The organism is Peribacillus frigoritolerans (assembly GCF_030676415.1).
In the GTDB taxonomy this organism is placed as follows: Bacteria; Bacillota; Bacilli; order Bacillales; family DSM-1321; genus Peribacillus; species Peribacillus frigoritolerans_A.
This window is the reverse complement of record NZ_JAUUTW010000060.1, coordinates 1-15473: the sequence shown is the minus strand read 5'-3', so window position 1 is coordinate 15473 and position 15473 is coordinate 1. Positions and strand designations below refer to the sequence as shown.

Annotated in this window: 13 protein-coding genes and 4 pseudogenes; 4 read left to right on the top strand and 13 right to left on the bottom strand. The window is 34.6% G+C overall.

All coding sequences use genetic code 11. The features are described from left to right. Both Q8G36_RS27955 and Q8G36_RS27950 read right to left on the bottom strand, forming a co-directional pair. Positions 1-336, bottom strand: a pseudogene (locus Q8G36_RS27955) (NAD(P)-dependent oxidoreductase); the annotation flags it as partial. Between the two features lie 213 nt (positions 337-549). Beyond that, complete coding sequence (locus Q8G36_RS27950; protein WP_305161294.1) at positions 550-1593, bottom strand: serine hydrolase domain-containing protein; 1044 nt, start codon at positions 1591-1593, stop codon at positions 550-552. A gap of 225 nt (positions 1594-1818) precedes the next feature. Here Q8G36_RS27950 and Q8G36_RS27945 point away from each other — a divergent pair, with 225 nt between their 5' ends. Next, the gene (locus Q8G36_RS27945) at positions 1819-2190 is read left to right on the top strand and encodes a hypothetical protein (protein ID WP_305161295.1); all 372 of its coding nucleotides are present in this window, start codon (positions 1819-1821) and stop codon (positions 2188-2190) included. A gap of 769 nt (positions 2191-2959) precedes the next feature. On the opposite strand, the gene Q8G36_RS27940 is transcribed toward Q8G36_RS27945, so the two are convergent. Further along, positions 2960-3136 carry a hypothetical protein gene (locus Q8G36_RS27940; protein WP_305161296.1) on the bottom strand — a complete coding sequence of 59 codons (177 nt, stop codon included), beginning with the start codon at positions 3134-3136 and terminating at the stop codon, positions 2960-2962. Between the two features lie 354 nt (positions 3137-3490). Here Q8G36_RS27940 and Q8G36_RS27935 point away from each other — a divergent pair, with 354 nt between their 5' ends. Then, the gene (locus Q8G36_RS27935) at positions 3491-4006 is read left to right on the top strand and encodes an undecaprenyl-diphosphatase (protein WP_305161297.1); all 516 of its coding nucleotides are present in this window, start codon (positions 3491-3493) and stop codon (positions 4004-4006) included. A 161-nt stretch (positions 4007-4167) separates the two neighbouring features. Here the strand turns inward: Q8G36_RS27935 and Q8G36_RS27930 are convergent, their stop codons facing one another. Further along, on the bottom strand, positions 4168-4443 hold the full coding sequence (locus tag Q8G36_RS27930) for a hypothetical protein (protein WP_305161298.1): 276 nt from the start codon (positions 4441-4443) through the stop codon (positions 4168-4170). A 751-nt stretch (positions 4444-5194) separates the two neighbouring features. On the opposite strand from Q8G36_RS27930, the pseudogene Q8G36_RS27925 reads away from it, so the two are divergent. Beyond that, positions 5195-5323, top strand: a pseudogene (locus Q8G36_RS27925) (ribonuclease); the annotation flags it as partial. A 687-nt stretch (positions 5324-6010) separates the two neighbouring features. Here Q8G36_RS27925 and Q8G36_RS27920 read toward each other — a convergent pair. The 3 genes and pseudogenes from Q8G36_RS27920 to Q8G36_RS27910 all read right to left on the bottom strand — a co-directional run. After that, positions 6011-6226: pseudogene (locus tag Q8G36_RS27920) on the bottom strand (Tn3 family transposase); the annotation flags it as partial. A gap of 145 nt (positions 6227-6371) precedes the next feature. Continuing rightward, positions 6372-7244 carry a DMT family transporter gene (locus Q8G36_RS27915; protein ID WP_305161299.1) on the bottom strand — a complete coding sequence of 291 codons (873 nt, stop codon included), beginning with the start codon at positions 7242-7244 and terminating at the stop codon, positions 6372-6374. A 32-nt stretch (positions 7245-7276) separates the two neighbouring features. After that, positions 7277-8236, bottom strand: coding sequence for a proline dehydrogenase family protein (locus Q8G36_RS27910; RefSeq protein ID WP_305161300.1), 960 nt, complete (start codon positions 8234-8236; stop codon positions 7277-7279). A gap of 118 nt (positions 8237-8354) precedes the next feature. Between Q8G36_RS27910 and Q8G36_RS27905 the strand changes: the two genes are divergently transcribed. Continuing rightward, positions 8355-9788, top strand: coding sequence for a PLP-dependent aminotransferase family protein (locus Q8G36_RS27905; RefSeq protein ID WP_305161301.1), 1434 nt, complete (start codon positions 8355-8357; stop codon positions 9786-9788). A 470-nt stretch (positions 9789-10258) separates the two neighbouring features. On the opposite strand, the gene Q8G36_RS27900 is transcribed toward Q8G36_RS27905, so the two are convergent. From Q8G36_RS27900 to Q8G36_RS27875, 6 genes and pseudogenes are all read right to left on the bottom strand, one after another. Continuing rightward, complete coding sequence (locus Q8G36_RS27900) at positions 10259-10657, bottom strand: hypothetical protein (RefSeq protein WP_305161302.1); 399 nt, start codon at positions 10655-10657, stop codon at positions 10259-10261. A 371-nt stretch (positions 10658-11028) separates the two neighbouring features. After that, positions 11029-11940: a nuclease-related domain-containing protein gene (locus tag Q8G36_RS27895; protein WP_305161303.1), complete on the bottom strand. Its 912-nt coding sequence runs from the start codon at positions 11938-11940 to the stop codon at positions 11029-11031. Further along, positions 11940-12308: pseudogene (locus tag Q8G36_RS27890) on the bottom strand (recombinase family protein); the annotation flags it as partial. The gene Q8G36_RS27895 and the pseudogene Q8G36_RS27890, both read right to left, overlap by 1 nt. Positions 12309-12359: 51 nt before the next feature. Further along, complete coding sequence (locus tag Q8G36_RS27885) at positions 12360-13079, bottom strand: alpha/beta fold hydrolase (RefSeq protein WP_305161305.1); 720 nt, start codon at positions 13077-13079, stop codon at positions 12360-12362. Positions 13080-14066: 987 nt separating this feature from the next. Beyond that, positions 14067-14657, bottom strand: a complete 591-nt coding sequence (locus Q8G36_RS27880; protein ID WP_305161306.1) for a hypothetical protein — start codon at positions 14655-14657, stop codon at positions 14067-14069. Between the two features lie 132 nt (positions 14658-14789). Continuing rightward, positions 14790-15269: a VOC family protein gene (locus tag Q8G36_RS27875; protein ID WP_305161307.1), complete on the bottom strand. Its 480-nt coding sequence runs from the start codon at positions 15267-15269 to the stop codon at positions 14790-14792. Positions 15270-15473 lie beyond the last annotated feature (204 nt).

Below are 15473 nucleotides of genomic sequence, written 5' to 3'. Positions count from 1 at the left end.
CTTTTTTATGAATTTCACGAGCTAATATAGGGCTAGAAGTCGTCATATCAATGACATAGGTTCCTTTTTTTGCTTTATGTAATATTCCTTCTTCTCCTAGATAAATTTCTTTTACATCTTGCGGGTAGCCTACCATTGTAATAATAATATCAGCTTTTTCGGATAATTCACCCACAGTATTTATCCATGTTGCTCCCATTTTAACTAAATCTGTAGTGCGTGATTGGGTACGGTTATATACCAGTAACTCATATCCTGCTTTTAGGATATGGTAGCCATACTTTTCCCCATAACCCCAGTTCCAATAAATCCTATAACTCGATGATCATTAGTCATAAATATAGAGCACCATCTTCCTTTGGAATATTTTTTCATTTCCGAATTATACAATTATAGCAGAGTGAATGATTAATATGGAAAAAAATGAAAAATTTTCAATGACCATAAATAAAGTGAAAGTATGATTTGGGTAAGAATGTACATTAAGAAGGCCGCCAATTGGCGGCCTTCTTATGGCACTAACGCACCCGTTAGTTTAAGTACATTTCTTCACAATCCAGAAGCGTAGGAATCATATATTTCACCAATGATCCCTTTCAATTGATGGACACCTAAATCTGTATTTGTCATTATAACTAATCCTTTTTCTAAATAGGGATATGCAACCATCATACATTGAAAGCCCACTCCCCAACCAAGCGATGAAATTTCTAGTTCTCCTTTTGAATCATCTAAAACCCCCCCTAATCCAGTCCACTCTTTACAACCTTGGGAGGTTATCATTTCTTTTGCTTTACTTACAGAAAGTCCAATCTTACTTTTACCTTTTAAAGAATTAATTAATTCAATAACCAAAATGGATAAATCTGAAGGTGTTGTCCATAGCCCTGACGCAGCTTGATAAGGGTATATTGCATATTTTCCATCAACTAATTCTCCACTTTTTTTATGACCACAAGAAAAGTTATCGCTTTTCTCTTCTGAAATGGTCATTGCTAATGAACTGTTGTGCATTTTTAATGGTTGAAATATTAGTTCGTCTATTATATCTTCGAAAGGTTTACCAGTCGCATCTTCTATCAGTAGTTGTATTATACAATAGCCCGCATCTGAATATTGAAAGTCGCTCTTAGGTTCATAGTTAACTTGAATAGGTACTTTACAATAGGGTGTGTGTCCCTTTAATAGGTCAACAATAGAGGGAATACCGTCATTCGAATTAAGTTCCATAAAACTATCTTCAGGATCTATAATTCCAGATTGATGACTAAGCAAGTTTCTTAATGTAACATATTGGTTTTCAGTAAATTTATTATCAGGAACTTTCCACGATGTTAGCTTTTTATTTATATCCTCATCTAAATCAACAAGACCTTGTTCAGTTAGTAGCAAAACAAGCATCCCGGTTAAGAACTTACTAATCGAACAAGCACTAAAAATAGAATTACTATTTACACTTTTAGTCGTTCCTGCCTCAAGTAAACCATAGTGTTCTGCCATACTAATTTGAGCGTTATTAATTACTGCAATGCTCAAACCATTTACATTATGATACTCCATACGCTCTTTAATGCTTATATTAATAATTCCCATATTACCCCTCCGTTTTTATAACATTATTTTACCATTAGTGGGGATATACGGTTTATTTTATTTCCTATGCTTGTGCAACTAACCTGCCCCGTTAGTTCTATAAGAAAAAACTGCCTTAAAGACAGCTCCGATCTTCAGCTAACGCACCCATTTGTTCAATAACAATGAATATTTATACCTATTAACATTTCTGCCGAATGATGTAATCTCGTTATAAAAAGGGTGGTGATTTTCATTAATAGGAAAACAACCAAAAGAATAATAATAGTCTGCGGACTTTTACTATTATTAATAGGATTGTCCTCAAACACATCATTTGGAAAAAAGTCAATAGCAGTAGCTAGCATTATACTTACTGATAATGAAATTAAAAAATTTGAGGAAAGGAATGATGAAATTTTATACTTATCCACTGCAAATAATACCCATCCCTTATTTTCCTTATTAAAGAAAAAAGGTTGGTCCTTTAAAGAACAGATGGGTTCTGGTTATATTTTTAACAAAGATGATTCACTAATTACTGTTGAAAGTGAGAGTTTCACGAAGGAATATACTGTTTGGCATCTCCCAATAAATATTTCAACAAGGTCTAAATAGTGTTTTATCCATTAAGGGTTAAAACAGCAACAATGAATGAAAAAATTATTGCTAATATTGCATCATGTCTCGTAGTTGTTTTTATCAGTGGCATCCAGCTAATCTTACCCGTTAGGCTAACAAGTCTTGCAATAATAAAAAAGATAACAAAATAACTTACAAACGTTATAAACAAAATATCACCTTGCTTCATTTTTCTTTTATTGTAACATTCATCTTCAACTATCCTGCCCCGATAGTTCCATAATAAAAAGGCTACCTTAGCAACCTCCCTTATTGAGTAAACACAAGTGATACTGTACATCTTAAACGTACTATTCATTTTATTTCTTGTTTTTTTGGGATAGTGTTGATCATTAGCGTTCAAACTAAATAAACAAACAGAGGTTGGTTTAAGGTATGATACATGGATTTATCAGCATTTCATCAATACGGATTTATTCGTTTGGTTTGTCATAGGTGGGGTCATACTAATATCTGCTATCTTTATGTACTTTTTAGTTAAGAAACCTAAAGAAAATGCCCCTAAAAAATAGTTATAGTATAACCCTACATGGTTTCCGTATCCAAAGAGATTTAGCCTGCCTTGATACCAAGCTGCTATTCAAATGGTCCAGGAAGCCTTCGATTACAAATATAAAAAACCACAAAAGATGCCCTTTCCACTCAGGCAACTTTTGTGGTTAGATCCAATACATTTGTAATTTTTACAAAAGCGAAGGGATTATACACCAATTTGAAAAAATAAATGTTTATGTATCGTTTATGGTTAAGATCCAATGCTATGTTCTACTGCATTATCCCAATTAGGAAAATAATACAATGCGTTTTTCATTAACTCCGGATCTGACTTCTTTACCTCTTTTTTCCGAGGTGTCTTCCCTTCTTTTTCTACTAATTTAGAAATTTGATTCACGACTTCTTCAACACTCATATTCGCTTCCATTTGTTTCCTCCTTCTTGTTCTCATTTATATATTTTCCCAATTGATGAAAAGTAATACAAATTCAAATTTATTATTCAAATGTTTATTTAAATGAAATAAAAAAAGGATTGGATTATCCCAATTCTTTGCTTATGAAGATGCCACTTAAATCATCCTTCTCCTATTTATTGAACCAGCCTAATAATCTTCTCTAATTCATACTCAAGACTGTTTTATTTATTTTTCCATTGTAAAATTTTTTTATGTCTTATTTTTGATAACTTATATTAAGAAACAACTGGATTCTGCGATTTTACATATTTCTTGCTTAGTAGGGAATTTTATTTGTATCTATAAAGTAAGGAGATAATTTTTATGAACTACAAAGTATTTAAGTCAATCAATCAGCTTTCTGGACGTTGTTCTCCAATTGATTTGCTGATGATATTGATCTCAAATAAAATTCGTTATGTGTTTATTTTTGTTTTGATTTTCATGTGGTTTAGAAATGATTCTTACAAAAAAGTGTCTTGCAACGCGGTGATATCTGTGGGGGTAACTTTGTTTATTAACACTTTGATTAAATTGTTTTATTTTAAACCACGTCCGTTTGTGAAACGTCGGTTAGGCTTACTCATTCCTTCAAAAATGGATTCTTCATTTCCAAGTAAACATACTCTTATTGTATTTGCTATATCTACTTCTATTTTTCTTTATGACCGTGTCCTTGGTTCAATCATGTGGGTATTATCTGTGTTGACGGGCTTCTCACGTATTTGGGTAGGACATCATTATCCATCTGATATTATCGGAAGTGCCTTTATTGCCACCATGACCAGTATCATATTAGATAAAATTGCTCGCTGCGTAAATTATTTTGCCCGTCAATAGCAGCTATATTTTAGTCGAAATCATGTGGGATTATTATTTGTTTTTATACAGGAATCAGTCTTTTACCAAAAGAAATTTCAGATTTTACTGATTCCAATTTCTTCACATAAAAATGCCCACATTGAAGTGGGCATTTTTATGTGAAGAAATTCATTTGTTTGTTAAAGGATTTTTGTCAGGTCCTTTGAAAACTCTGTTATAGCAGCAGCGTTTGGCATTCGGCCAGCTGTTTGCGTTCGAATATTATTCATTACATTTTGAACAGGATGCAGCATATATCTGTTTCGATTTCTTCCTAATCCATAAGCAGCTGCACTAACTCCTAGACCTAATAAAGACGCCCACATCATACCTCTATTATTTCTTTTTCTGCCAAACATCTTTAACATGTTTTGCCTTCTCCCTGTATTCAAAAGCGCTGGTATCCAGTTATTCATTTTCAGACACTTCCTCTATATAAAATTTGGAAAGCAAAATTTTCCCCTTCCATCATCTAATATTTGCTTTTAGGGGGTTGATGATGCTGGCAATGTTTTGATATGGACTTAAATTTCAGTAAACCAAATTCGATAAAGTATTTAAACTGATTAAGATATAAGAATAGAAACATTTTACAGATAAATAAAAAAAGTAATAGGAGCCACAATTACATTGATTTTTTGCCTGTTGTTTCCGGTTGTCATATCAATTTCTTACTCCTTCCGTATTTTACTCGTTTTCAAAACTAACCTTTTTTACTATTTTATATATGAAATTCCTTCTTAAACTTACCTGCCCATTTAGCTCTATAAGAAAAAAAGCGACGCTTCGTTATTGAAGTATCGCACCTGTTAGCCATCCATGCAGCGGAAAACCAGAGAATGAAAATGGGGTTCCGGGTCAATAATGTTTAATGGCTTGCGAAGAAGGTCTTTGAACTATGGTGCCTTAGAGCCCATCTGTTAGTCTCTGACTCCAACGACTACGTGTACCACCGACTGTCGCGCCCTATAGGGGTAGCACTCATGGGAGATTAATCCTTTTCTCGTCGTTGGCGCCAGCCCATTCCTCATGGGAGTTCAACAACTATTTCATTTGCATTAAGCTTGTCCACAAAAATTCTTCTCCGAAAAATTCACTTGGTTGAGTAATCTTTTTCATTCCCCTAAAACTTATGATATCAAAATCCTTTGCGAATACTTCTTTAAGTCTGCTACATACGGCAGTCTTGATGGCATCATTGTGTTAATGATCTGGTTTTATCTATCTGGGCTCATCATCATTATAGTGGGAGAAATCAAAGCCTTCATAAATGAAGATTATCCAAAATGTGAATGAGCTTCCTTCAGTTCCCGTAATACCTGAAAGCTCTTCAACGAACACTAATCAAGAAATAACATCTTGTATTGGGGAGGAATTCTTTCATGAGTAAGAAAGGAAAGCATAAGGGTAAAAAGGGGAACCATAAAACATCAGGTTCTGCAAATGGGCAGAATGGCTATCATTAAAAAGTTAAGCTGCATACAAAAGGGAGCCTTTTGGGCTTCCTTTGTAAGTATGATTATTGTAAGATTAACGAATTTCTTTATCAGAAAGGCATCCGGAAGTTTGAAAATAACGAAAGCTTCTTATATGTATGCTCCCTACTTGAGCAGGAAGGCTGGCTTCAGTCTTTTTGGGAAACGGACGACAGGAAGCACTATTCCTTGGATGAACGTGCGAAAAAGTGCTAAAGAAAACGGAATCTAATAGTGGTTCAGCCTCTGCTCGCTGGCGGACAGCGTTTGAAGAAGGAGGAACCGATTGAGAAGTAATAATTGAGGATTCCGGATGGTTTGGCCATCTTGGAAGCTTTGATAGATGCAATAAATCATGAGGATAATTATCAGGTAGAAAATTTCCTAAAAGTTGAATATAGGGGTCCCGGCAGGGTCCCGGCAGAAAAACGCGGAAAATATACGCTAAGCTAATTTCTGGATACAAAAAGCCGATTTTCCTTACGCTAAGGAGAATCGACTTTAAATTTTATCTTAGAGATCGTAAATCCGTTGTTTGTTTTAAATTGAATTTATACTCTCCTAGAAAATTAATATGCTCCCAGGCTAAAGGGGAAATATGTTGAATTAACCCTTCATGTAATAGCCCTTTTTCTTTTGAGACTTTTATAGCTTCCGTTAGGTAAACTGTATTCCATACACTAATTGCATTAATTAATATATTTAAAGCACTGGCACGCGTTAGTATTTCAACTTATTGTCTCATAAATCATAAAAAATGCAGATTATGAGATTTTGTTTTTGAGATGAGTTTTAAAACCAATACTAATAGTGTTTGAGGTTATTTTATTTTTAAATTAATCCAGTCTCAAAAACGAATGTTTTTGAGACTAACAATTTGGACTAGGTGTTTTCTTCGCCGGTTTTGCCATCAAATAAATAGCTGTTAATGTAAAGCCAATTCCTACAAAATGGATAAAGGAGGTTTCTTCACCTAAGATAAGCACAGAAAGAATGACACTGCTCATTGGTAAAACACCTGTTAATACTCCAGCTGTACTTGCAGGAACTTTTGAAACACCCTGGTACATAAGAATAAAAGCAATGACAGTTACAACCATACCGAAATAGAATACTAATCCCCACTCTGTAATGGATACTTCTTCAAACTTAAACTGATTACCTTCATAGAGGGAAAAGGGTAAAAATAAAACAGTCCCAAAAACACTGACAATCGTTGAAATAGCAAGAGGACTAACTCGCTGTGCGACAAACTTCCCAAATATAATAAACAAAGCTTCACTAATAACGGCACCGAAAATAAGTAAATTTCCAAATAAAGGGGAGGATCCACGTTCAACGGATGAAAAAGATCCGGAAAAATTGATTGTTAATGTGCCTAAAACTGCTAGCAAAATTCCCGTTATTACATTTTTTGTTAATTTCTCCTTAAGGAAAAAGAAGGCAAGCCCGCCTGTGACTGCTGGAATTGTACTTGTAATAATTCCACCTTCAATGGCTGTGGTTATTGTAAGTCCATATAACATAAGAATATTAAACAAAAATACACCAGATAATGCTTGTAAAAACAGGATCAATAAATCTCCCTTACTAATAGAAGGGAACCCTTCAAATTTTATCAATAATGGAACTAAAATAATGCTTGCGACAAGGAATCTTAGTTCGGATGCTAAGAACACGGGAAAACTTTGAACGATCAGTTTACCTACTACAACCGAACTTCCCACAATAATCATGGCCAAAATGATTTTCAAACTTGGGACTAAATGTTCGTTCAATAGGATTTACTTCTCTCTGTTAAAGATGGATTAATCATATCCGTTACTACACCATATAGATTTTCCGGATATTCAGCTATTCGATGACATAAATACAAGTACCACTCTTTTCCGTAAGTCAAATATACTTTACAGTTGTACCCTTTACTTTTTAAATCCCTTAACAAATCCGGACGGATTCCATAGAGCATTTCCATTTCTACGTTTGGATGATTAAGGTATTGACGGTGTGCCATTTCTTGAATGAGCATCTCATCATGTGAGGCTATGGATACTGAGTGATTAGCTTCTATTAATTTTTGTACAAGTTTAAGATAACGGTTATTTAATTCCTTTGATCTAGACATAGCAATATCAACAGATTCTTGATAAGCTCCTTTGACAACTCGTATCTTCCCAGGATAATGAATGAGTTCTTGAATATCATTGTTAGATCGATATAAGTGTGCCTGTATAGTTATCCCTACATTAGGGTACTGCTCCGTTGTTTTTTTATAGATATCAAGAATTTCATTTGTTTTCGATGACTCTTCCATACTTATCATAAGTGTAATGCCGTACAGATTTGCTTTCTTGGCTACTTCCAGTAAATGAATATAAGCTGTTTCTGAATCCACAGATAACCCGATATGTGATAAATCAAGCGAGACAGTTTGCTTCATAGACAGAGAACCCATTTCTTCAATAAGTTTCAAAAACTCATTTTTTGCTTTTCGACATTCTTCTAAATCCGTTGTATTTTCCCCTATGTATTCCAGTGAAATAAAATAACCTCTTGTGATTAGTTCTTTTGCTGTTACAATCCCATCTTGCCTATGTTCTCCGGTGACAAATCGTTGGGTAGCTTGCAATAATAAGGGATAGAGTTCATTGGATTTTTGAATATAGGATTTGATATGTTCATTTCGTGCAATCGATTTAAGTGCTTGGGTGATTTGGACTTCTGGATTAATCATTACCATACATCTCCTTTTTACTATTTGAATCAACTTTAACATGGTAAAATGGTTTATATTAGTACCACTTATTATAATTTTTTACGGTACCAATTTTATTTAAGGGGAAAATGTAAATATGCTTTGGATACCCATTGATCGGTCGTTGGATATACCTTTAATAAGACAAGTTTATCAGCAAATACGGGAACGAATTTTAAATGGCAACTTACAATCAGGAGAGAAACTACCATCGACACGTGAACTATCTTCTGAGTTAAAAGTGTCCAGGAATGTGATTTTAGAAGCTTATGATCAATTATTGGCTGAAGGTTTTTTAGTTTCACGGAGGGGTTCAGGGACATTTGTTGCTGAAGGGACTTTTTTAGAACAAAAGAAAAAGTATCCTTTGTTTCATTCTTTAAATTGGGTTGAAGATAAAAATAAAGATAATGATATTATCAACTTTCGTTCAGGGATACCCGCATTGGATTTATTTCCACGTAAGACATGGGCAAAATTGTCTAATAATATATGGAATGAAATTCCGCCTTCTTCGTTTGGATATGATATTCCTGAAGGACGTCCGGAATTAAGGCAGGTTTTATCACGCTATTTACTGAAAACAAGGGGTGTTGATTGTCACCCAGAACAAATTATAATTACTTCCGGTGCAACTCAGGCTTTAACACTTGTTTCTAAATTACTTTTATCTCCGGATGATTTAGTAATAATGGAAGATCCAATAACGAATGATATTCAAACCATATTTAAAATTTCAGGCTCTGCCCTTTACCCCATACCAGTTGATAAGTATGGGATGAAAACATCTTTGCTGCCGTTAAATAAAAATCCGAAGTTTGTCTTTATTACCCCTTCACATCAGTTCCCGTTAGGAGGAACGTTACCGATTCAAAGACGAATTCAATTGATTAACTACTCGAGAAAAACAAATTGTTATCTTGTTGAGGATGATTATGACAGTGAGTTTCGATATGAAGGTCCACCTGTAAGTTCATTACAGGGATTAGAACCAGAACGTGTACTATATATTGGTTCGTTTAGTAAAATCTTATCACCAGCACTTAGAATGGGATATTTAATTCTTCCTTCACATCTTATTGAAAAATGCCGCAGGCTAAAATGGTTTTCGGATCTGCATACCCCTTCTTTAGATCAGCTTATCCTTGCACGTTTTATTGATGAAGATTATTTGGAACGACATATTACGAAGATGAAGAAGATTTATAAAAACCGAAGAAACTTCCTTATTCATTGTTTAAAAACAACATTTTCAAATAAGGTTAATATTTTCGGTTATTCAACAGGCTTACACCTAATTGTTGAATTGAATGAATCCCATTTTTCAAAAGAATTACTTGAATGGATCGAACAGTTTGGAGTTAAGGTATATCCGGTAGAAGATCATACTATTGAAAAAGGAAAACATCATAATCAAATTATTTTGGGTTATGGGCATCTAAAAAATGAAGAAATAAAAGAAGGCGTGACCAGACTACATCAAGCAATATATAATTTTAAATCCAAAAGTAAGAGCCGATTAATTCCCTAGCGTAAAGGAAATCGGCTTTTTTTATCCAGAAATTGGCTTAACGTATATTTTCCGCGTTTTTCTGCCGGGACCCCAAAAACCAATTTGATGGTTTTTTTTGTCATGCGCATTTTTAGTGTTACCATAGCAAATTAAAGAGAACACACTTTTATATTATCTCTTGTGCGCTTAGCTTGATGGCGATGTGGCGTTACCCCAGTTAGGAGTTGAAGAAATGGGTTGCCCCTATTATGATGAAGAATTAAATTGTAGTGATTATTACGTTCCCCTTATAAACTAAGTTATGGTTGCCGTGATGGCAACCTTTTAGCCTTTAAGGCTAGTATTTTATCTTTTGGTCTTTTCCCCTTGGGCGGTACTCCCAAACCATAATATTTTTCCAATAAAAAAAGCACCCAAAATAATGGATGCTTCATAATCGTTTAAATTTACGTTGGACGTATAGTACCGCCATGACCATTAACCTTACCTTAGTCCTCTGTTGTCTTAGTTTCTCTTCTTAGGTCTTTCCAATCAATGGTTAGCTCTTGGTTCAGAACATCATATGAAGTTATAGTTAGAACTTCATATTCTTTAACCTGATCGATGAAAGTCATCCCTATTTTACAAAGCCATTTGTGCGCATCTGAGTCTTTCAATCCACAAGGGTCATTCACTAAAGCTGTATTACTTACTCTCAATTGCAGAAGAGTTTTCGTTCCTTTTATAAAGTTAACACCTTCATAATCTCGAGTTTTTTCAACAGCAGTACACTTGATCTCTTCTTCTTTTTTTATTTGTTCTTTTCTAAGCTTTTCCGATTCGTCATTTTTTCTAACAATAGCTTGTTGCTGAGGTGTTTTATTTCTCATATCAAATCTGAAACCCATCTAACCATCTCCTTTAGTCCTAATAATTCGACAGAAGGGACTATTTTCCTGTAATAAAAAGCACCCAAATTAATGGATGCTCTCTAAATTCTTATTAACCACCTACTTTAATACCTAAATCAAATGTAAATCCACCACTGCTGACAACACCTGGATCCTTCATGAAATATCCCTCCTTTTCCCTATACATTCTACGAAAGAATGGATTTTCCTGTTTATATATTCACTCTAAACTAGGCACAAGACTTTACAATCACAAAGAAGGTTTTCAAAAGCTAGGGGATATATATGAATGTGTTAATCCAGCATGTAAGTCACACCTGCAATCGTTTTTCACTCAATAAGTTCTACAAATTAATTAGCGATACCTTTTATAATTTCATAGCTTCAGCTATATAATTGGTTTTCTCTATATGGTCCTTTATTTCATTTAATTGATGGGCCGAGTATCTTCTATCTCTTCCGGTTATTTCGGTTTTAAAGAATTGGACTAATTCTTCTTTTTCCGCCATTCGTTTTACTTTGGGATTTGTCGACCAATCGTATAATGTTTTATCGTCATGGTTAAAAAAGACAATGGATTCGACCCATCCGACCCGAACGGATTTCTTTTTAAGATACTCAGATAGTATGAACGCCGCACCTGCTACCTGGGTAATTGGATTACCGTAATTGGTTTTTACGGAGATTCCCGAACTTTCTTTTTTAAATATGATCGTTTCTTCCTTCGAGCTGCATAATAAATCAGGTAAAAATGAAAATTTCCCACTGTTTCTTTTGGTCATCCCTAAGACGATATGACCTTTCCAGTTTTTCGTTTCTATTACGTAAAGACCTTGTGGCAAGAGAACAAGGTGATCAATTTGACGAGTCTTTCCGTTTTCTTCAGGAATAAAGATATTAGGCAGGATAATCATTTCATCTTCTTTAAGTATGCTTTTATTTATTAAATCTTCTTTTAGATTCTCTAAGATTAATTGGGTAAGGATTTCACCCCGGTTTCTAGTTTTATTCCTTAAATCCTCATTTTCGAGTCTTAGCTTTTCCATTTCATCTTGATGTTTTCCTTTGATTGTGGTCAAGTGCTCACTAACCTTTGATTTCATGGTATCTATAGAGTTTTCATGTACTTCCTTGGTGCTTGCTATTTCTTGTTTATGCGCTTCTTCCATGGAACCTATTTGCTTATTGGATTTCTCCACCATTTCTTTTCTCTTTTTTAATAGATAAGCTATCCAACCGATGCACGCAGCGAGCAAAACGGAAAGTATAGTATAAATCATTAATTGGCTACCCCCTTCTGTTCGTCAATGAATCTATATAAGGAAGTTCGGGAAACATCGGCTTTTTCACATATCTCTTTTACAGTCAATTTCTTTTGCTGGTATAAGTGATAAGCGTACTCTAACTTTGCCTGATCAGCTTTTGGTCGGCCACCAAGTTTTCCCCTGGCTCTTGCTGCTTTCAATCCTGTCTGAGTTATTTCTGATATAATGTCGCCTTCAAGTTCGGCCATGCTTGCCATCATCCTAAAGAAGAAACGGCCCATGGCGGTGGAAGTATCTATATTGTCCTGGATAGAAATAAAATCGACTCCTATTTTTTCGAACTGCTCAACAAGTTCGATCAGGTGCTTAGTGCTCCGGCTGATATTCATTTGATAATTTTCAAAAATCCTCTAGTTAACTATCATTTTCAATCCTTATTCGCTTACCAAATTTTTCAAATGTGACGATAATACTTCCGGTTGCGAAAAGAATGGTGAATGGTCTGTATCAAGGGTAATTATTTGCCTGCAAGGTGTTCTAGTGTACATTTCTCTTTGGCACATGATGGAGATCGCATTATCTTTAAGGGTTTCAATATAAACACGAGGAACTTTTTCGAAATGATCTTCCGTTATGCGAACAGGTGTGATAAAAGGTAAAAGTGGTTGGACGCAAAGTTTTCCTTTCGCCTCAAAAATATCACTTTCGGAACACTCCCCATAAAAGACATCCTTTATCAGATCGTCTTTGAGCTCTAAATAAGTTTTATCTTCACTTAATACGACGGTTGGAGGCGATTCTTTTTTATCATTTTCAAGTATTTGAAGTAAAGTTTGCTCATTTGCAGGAAGAAAGGCACATAAATAAACGAGTAATTGAATTTTTTCAGGGCGATATTCGGCTGTCTGAGTTATGACAATTCCACCCATGCTATGCCCCACCAAAATAACCTTTTCAGACTCATTATCTAAAATACTACATAGACGGTCAGTATAATTTTTCAAGGTCACTTCAGAAGGTGGTGTTTTATCCATTCCATGACCTGGTAAATCAAAGGTTAATACCCGGTGTCCAGCATCTTGTAACAAAGGGACAATTCTATCCCAACACCATTCTCCGTGCCATGCTCCATGAACTAAGACAAATGTACTCATTCAATCACTCCTTTTTAATTTACTATTCATTATACTGGAATTTTTTCAATAAAAAGTCTTTAAATAAATTCTGCTTAATAAATATCCAGTTTCTTTGAAGGTGTTGTTCAATTATCTGGCCCTTTAACGGAACAACTCTATTGTCACCCAACAGTTCCATAAACCACCTTTCAACTCAGGTATTCTTTCCTTTTTCACTATAAAAACCCCCCTTTAGATAACCATATCCAAAGGGGGAAAACTGGTGTAACTTTTTTATAAACAGTACGACTTTCTTTCAAAGCCACAGAGAGAACCCACTCTCTGCTATTTCTTTTACACCAAATGCGCAAAATATCTTATCAAAAACATGCAAAATAAAATGTAAAGTAACAGATCATTTTTATAAAAATCTATTTTTGTACCACATCCGACCGTTCAAGTTACCCCCTCCTAAAATTGTTTATAACAAAGAACATTCTACAAATATTGGTAAAATCCTTGTTGAACTAACCTGCCCCGATAGTTCCATAAAGAACAAGCTGCCTTAAAGACAGCTCTGATCTTCAGCTAACGTACCCGTTAGCCATCCATGAAGCGCAAAAATCAGCGCTTCACCACAGAGAATGAAAATTGGTCTCTATGTCGATAATGTTTTAATGGCTGGCGAAGAAGGTCGTTGAAAACTATGGTGCCTTTGAGCCCATCCGTTAGTCTGACTCCGACGTCCACGGTGTACCACCGACTGTCGCGCCCTTTATGGGTAGCACTCATGGGAGATTAATCCTTTTTTGGTCGTCGCGCTAGCCTCTACTTAATTTGCTATAATTGGAGGTTTTTGTTTAACGATTTACCAAACTCAATCAGATCACTCATAAGGCTCAGCCTTTTTTTTAAAAGCATTTTTACTGGGTCTATTTTGTTGTGATTTTTTCTGGATTTTGAGCTTTTTTAATTTTCATGGGAGTTTAAGTACATTTCTTCACAAACTTTGTTTTTTAAATGACTCTAATCTGATATAGCCTTAGTTTGAACAGAGTTACATAACGTAGGATCAGAAAGTAACTCTGTTAATTCGCTTAAATATAAATAATGTTTATCGCATTGTGAGGATTCAGGTATTCTTTCACCCTTATTAATCACTTCTAACATTGGAGAGGAAAGAAGAACTTCAACAATAAGTAAATCTGATTCTTCTAAGTTTATTTTGAAACCTGCAAATACATCTTGTTTTATGTCTTTAACTGTTTGAATTAGATTTTGTAAATTAGTACCACTAATTGTTATTTTTATTAAAGGAAAACATCTTACCGTAGGGTTTTTTACTATCTTTCTATTCCTATAATCATAAACGAAATAAAACTTATCCTGATATTGATTCAGTTTTTGTAATTCATTAGTTAGTAAGTAATATTGGTCAGTAAGTCCAGTTGATAATTGAGACTTTTCTTCACCTACCAATAACGTCAGATTTTCTGGGGAAGAAATTGATATCGTAGTTATTGAGTTTTTTGATATTTTGGATGTATATTCCATTAATTCATTTAGCTGAGGATTCGATAACTCACCTTTATAGATTCCTATCAGGTATTGATTCATATTTTACACACTCCTTTTATACTTACTAGAAAATCCTTCTTCAACAAACCTGCCCCGTTAGTGCATAAAGAAAGAGCTGCCATAAAGACAGCTCAGATCACTAGCTAACGCACCCGGTAGCAAAATAAATAATTATGCCTTCTCTTTTTTTAATGTACTTTTAGCTAATTCCTCCCAATCTTCAAAGGACAGCTTATCGGTAATATGTTTTAAAGCATTAGGAACTTCAACATAACACATCATTTCTAAACTGTTACCATCAGGGTCTTCAAAGTAAACTGAAGCATTTTCTTGATATGGTCGAATAAATGGCTCAATAGATTTTCTACTACCAAATGGCACGACTTCAACTTGAATAGAATCTAACCACTTTAAAGATTCTTTTAAATCTTCATATGAAACTCGAAAAGCAATATGTCGTAAGGAAGGATGGTATGGCGTTTGATACTCATTTCCCTCCCACAAACCTAACCAACTTTTTCCTTTTTCAATCCAAAAAAAAGCAGTGTCTTCATCACGCCATGCAAATTCTAAACCCAACTTTTTATAAAACTCCAATGAAACATCTAAATTTTTAACAGGCAAATGTGCTTCAAATATTCCTTTTATCAAGTTCCCAACCCCTCTACCATTATGAATATATTACCAATTATAGATTAAAACATGTTTTTTACAACTAACCTGTCCCTTTAGTCATAATGAACGAAAACGGCTCCCATCGCTTAACGTAGATTGCACTTGGTCATAATGTTACTACCAAAAATAAAAAACCAAGTGTAGAGCTACACACGAAAAGGAGCCTATATTATGAAGGAT

Coding starts and splice junctions, on each gene's coding strand:
- Q8G36_RS27950 (WP_305161294.1), bottom strand. CDS start 1,593: ATGGGAATTATTAATATAAGCATTAAAGAGCGTATGGAGTATCATAAT.
- Q8G36_RS27940 (WP_305161296.1), bottom strand. CDS start 3,136: ATGGAAGCGAATATGAGTGTTGAAGAAGTCGTGAATCAAATTTCTAAA.
- Q8G36_RS27935 (WP_305161297.1), top strand. CDS start 3,491: ATGAACTACAAAGTATTTAAGTCAATCAATCAGCTTTCTGGACGTTGT.
- Q8G36_RS27930 (WP_305161298.1), bottom strand. CDS start 4,443: ATGAATAACTGGATACCAGCGCTTTTGAATACAGGGAGAAGGCAAAAC.
- Q8G36_RS27910 (WP_305161300.1), bottom strand. CDS start 8,236: ATGATTAATCCAGAAGTCCAAATCACCCAAGCACTTAAATCGATTGCA.
- Q8G36_RS27905 (WP_305161301.1), top strand. CDS start 8,355: ATGCTTTGGATACCCATTGATCGGTCGTTGGATATACCTTTAATAAGA.
- Q8G36_RS27900 (WP_305161302.1), bottom strand. CDS start 10,657: ATGGGTTTCAGATTTGATATGAGAAATAAAACACCTCAGCAACAAGCT.
- Q8G36_RS27895 (WP_305161303.1), bottom strand. CDS start 11,940: ATGATTTATACTATACTTTCCGTTTTGCTCGCTGCGTGCATCGGTTGG.
- Q8G36_RS27885 (WP_305161305.1), bottom strand. CDS start 13,079: ATGAGTACATTTGTCTTAGTTCATGGAGCATGGCACGGAGAATGGTGT.
- Q8G36_RS27880 (WP_305161306.1), bottom strand. CDS start 14,657: ATGAATCAATACCTGATAGGAATCTATAAAGGTGAGTTATCGAATCCT.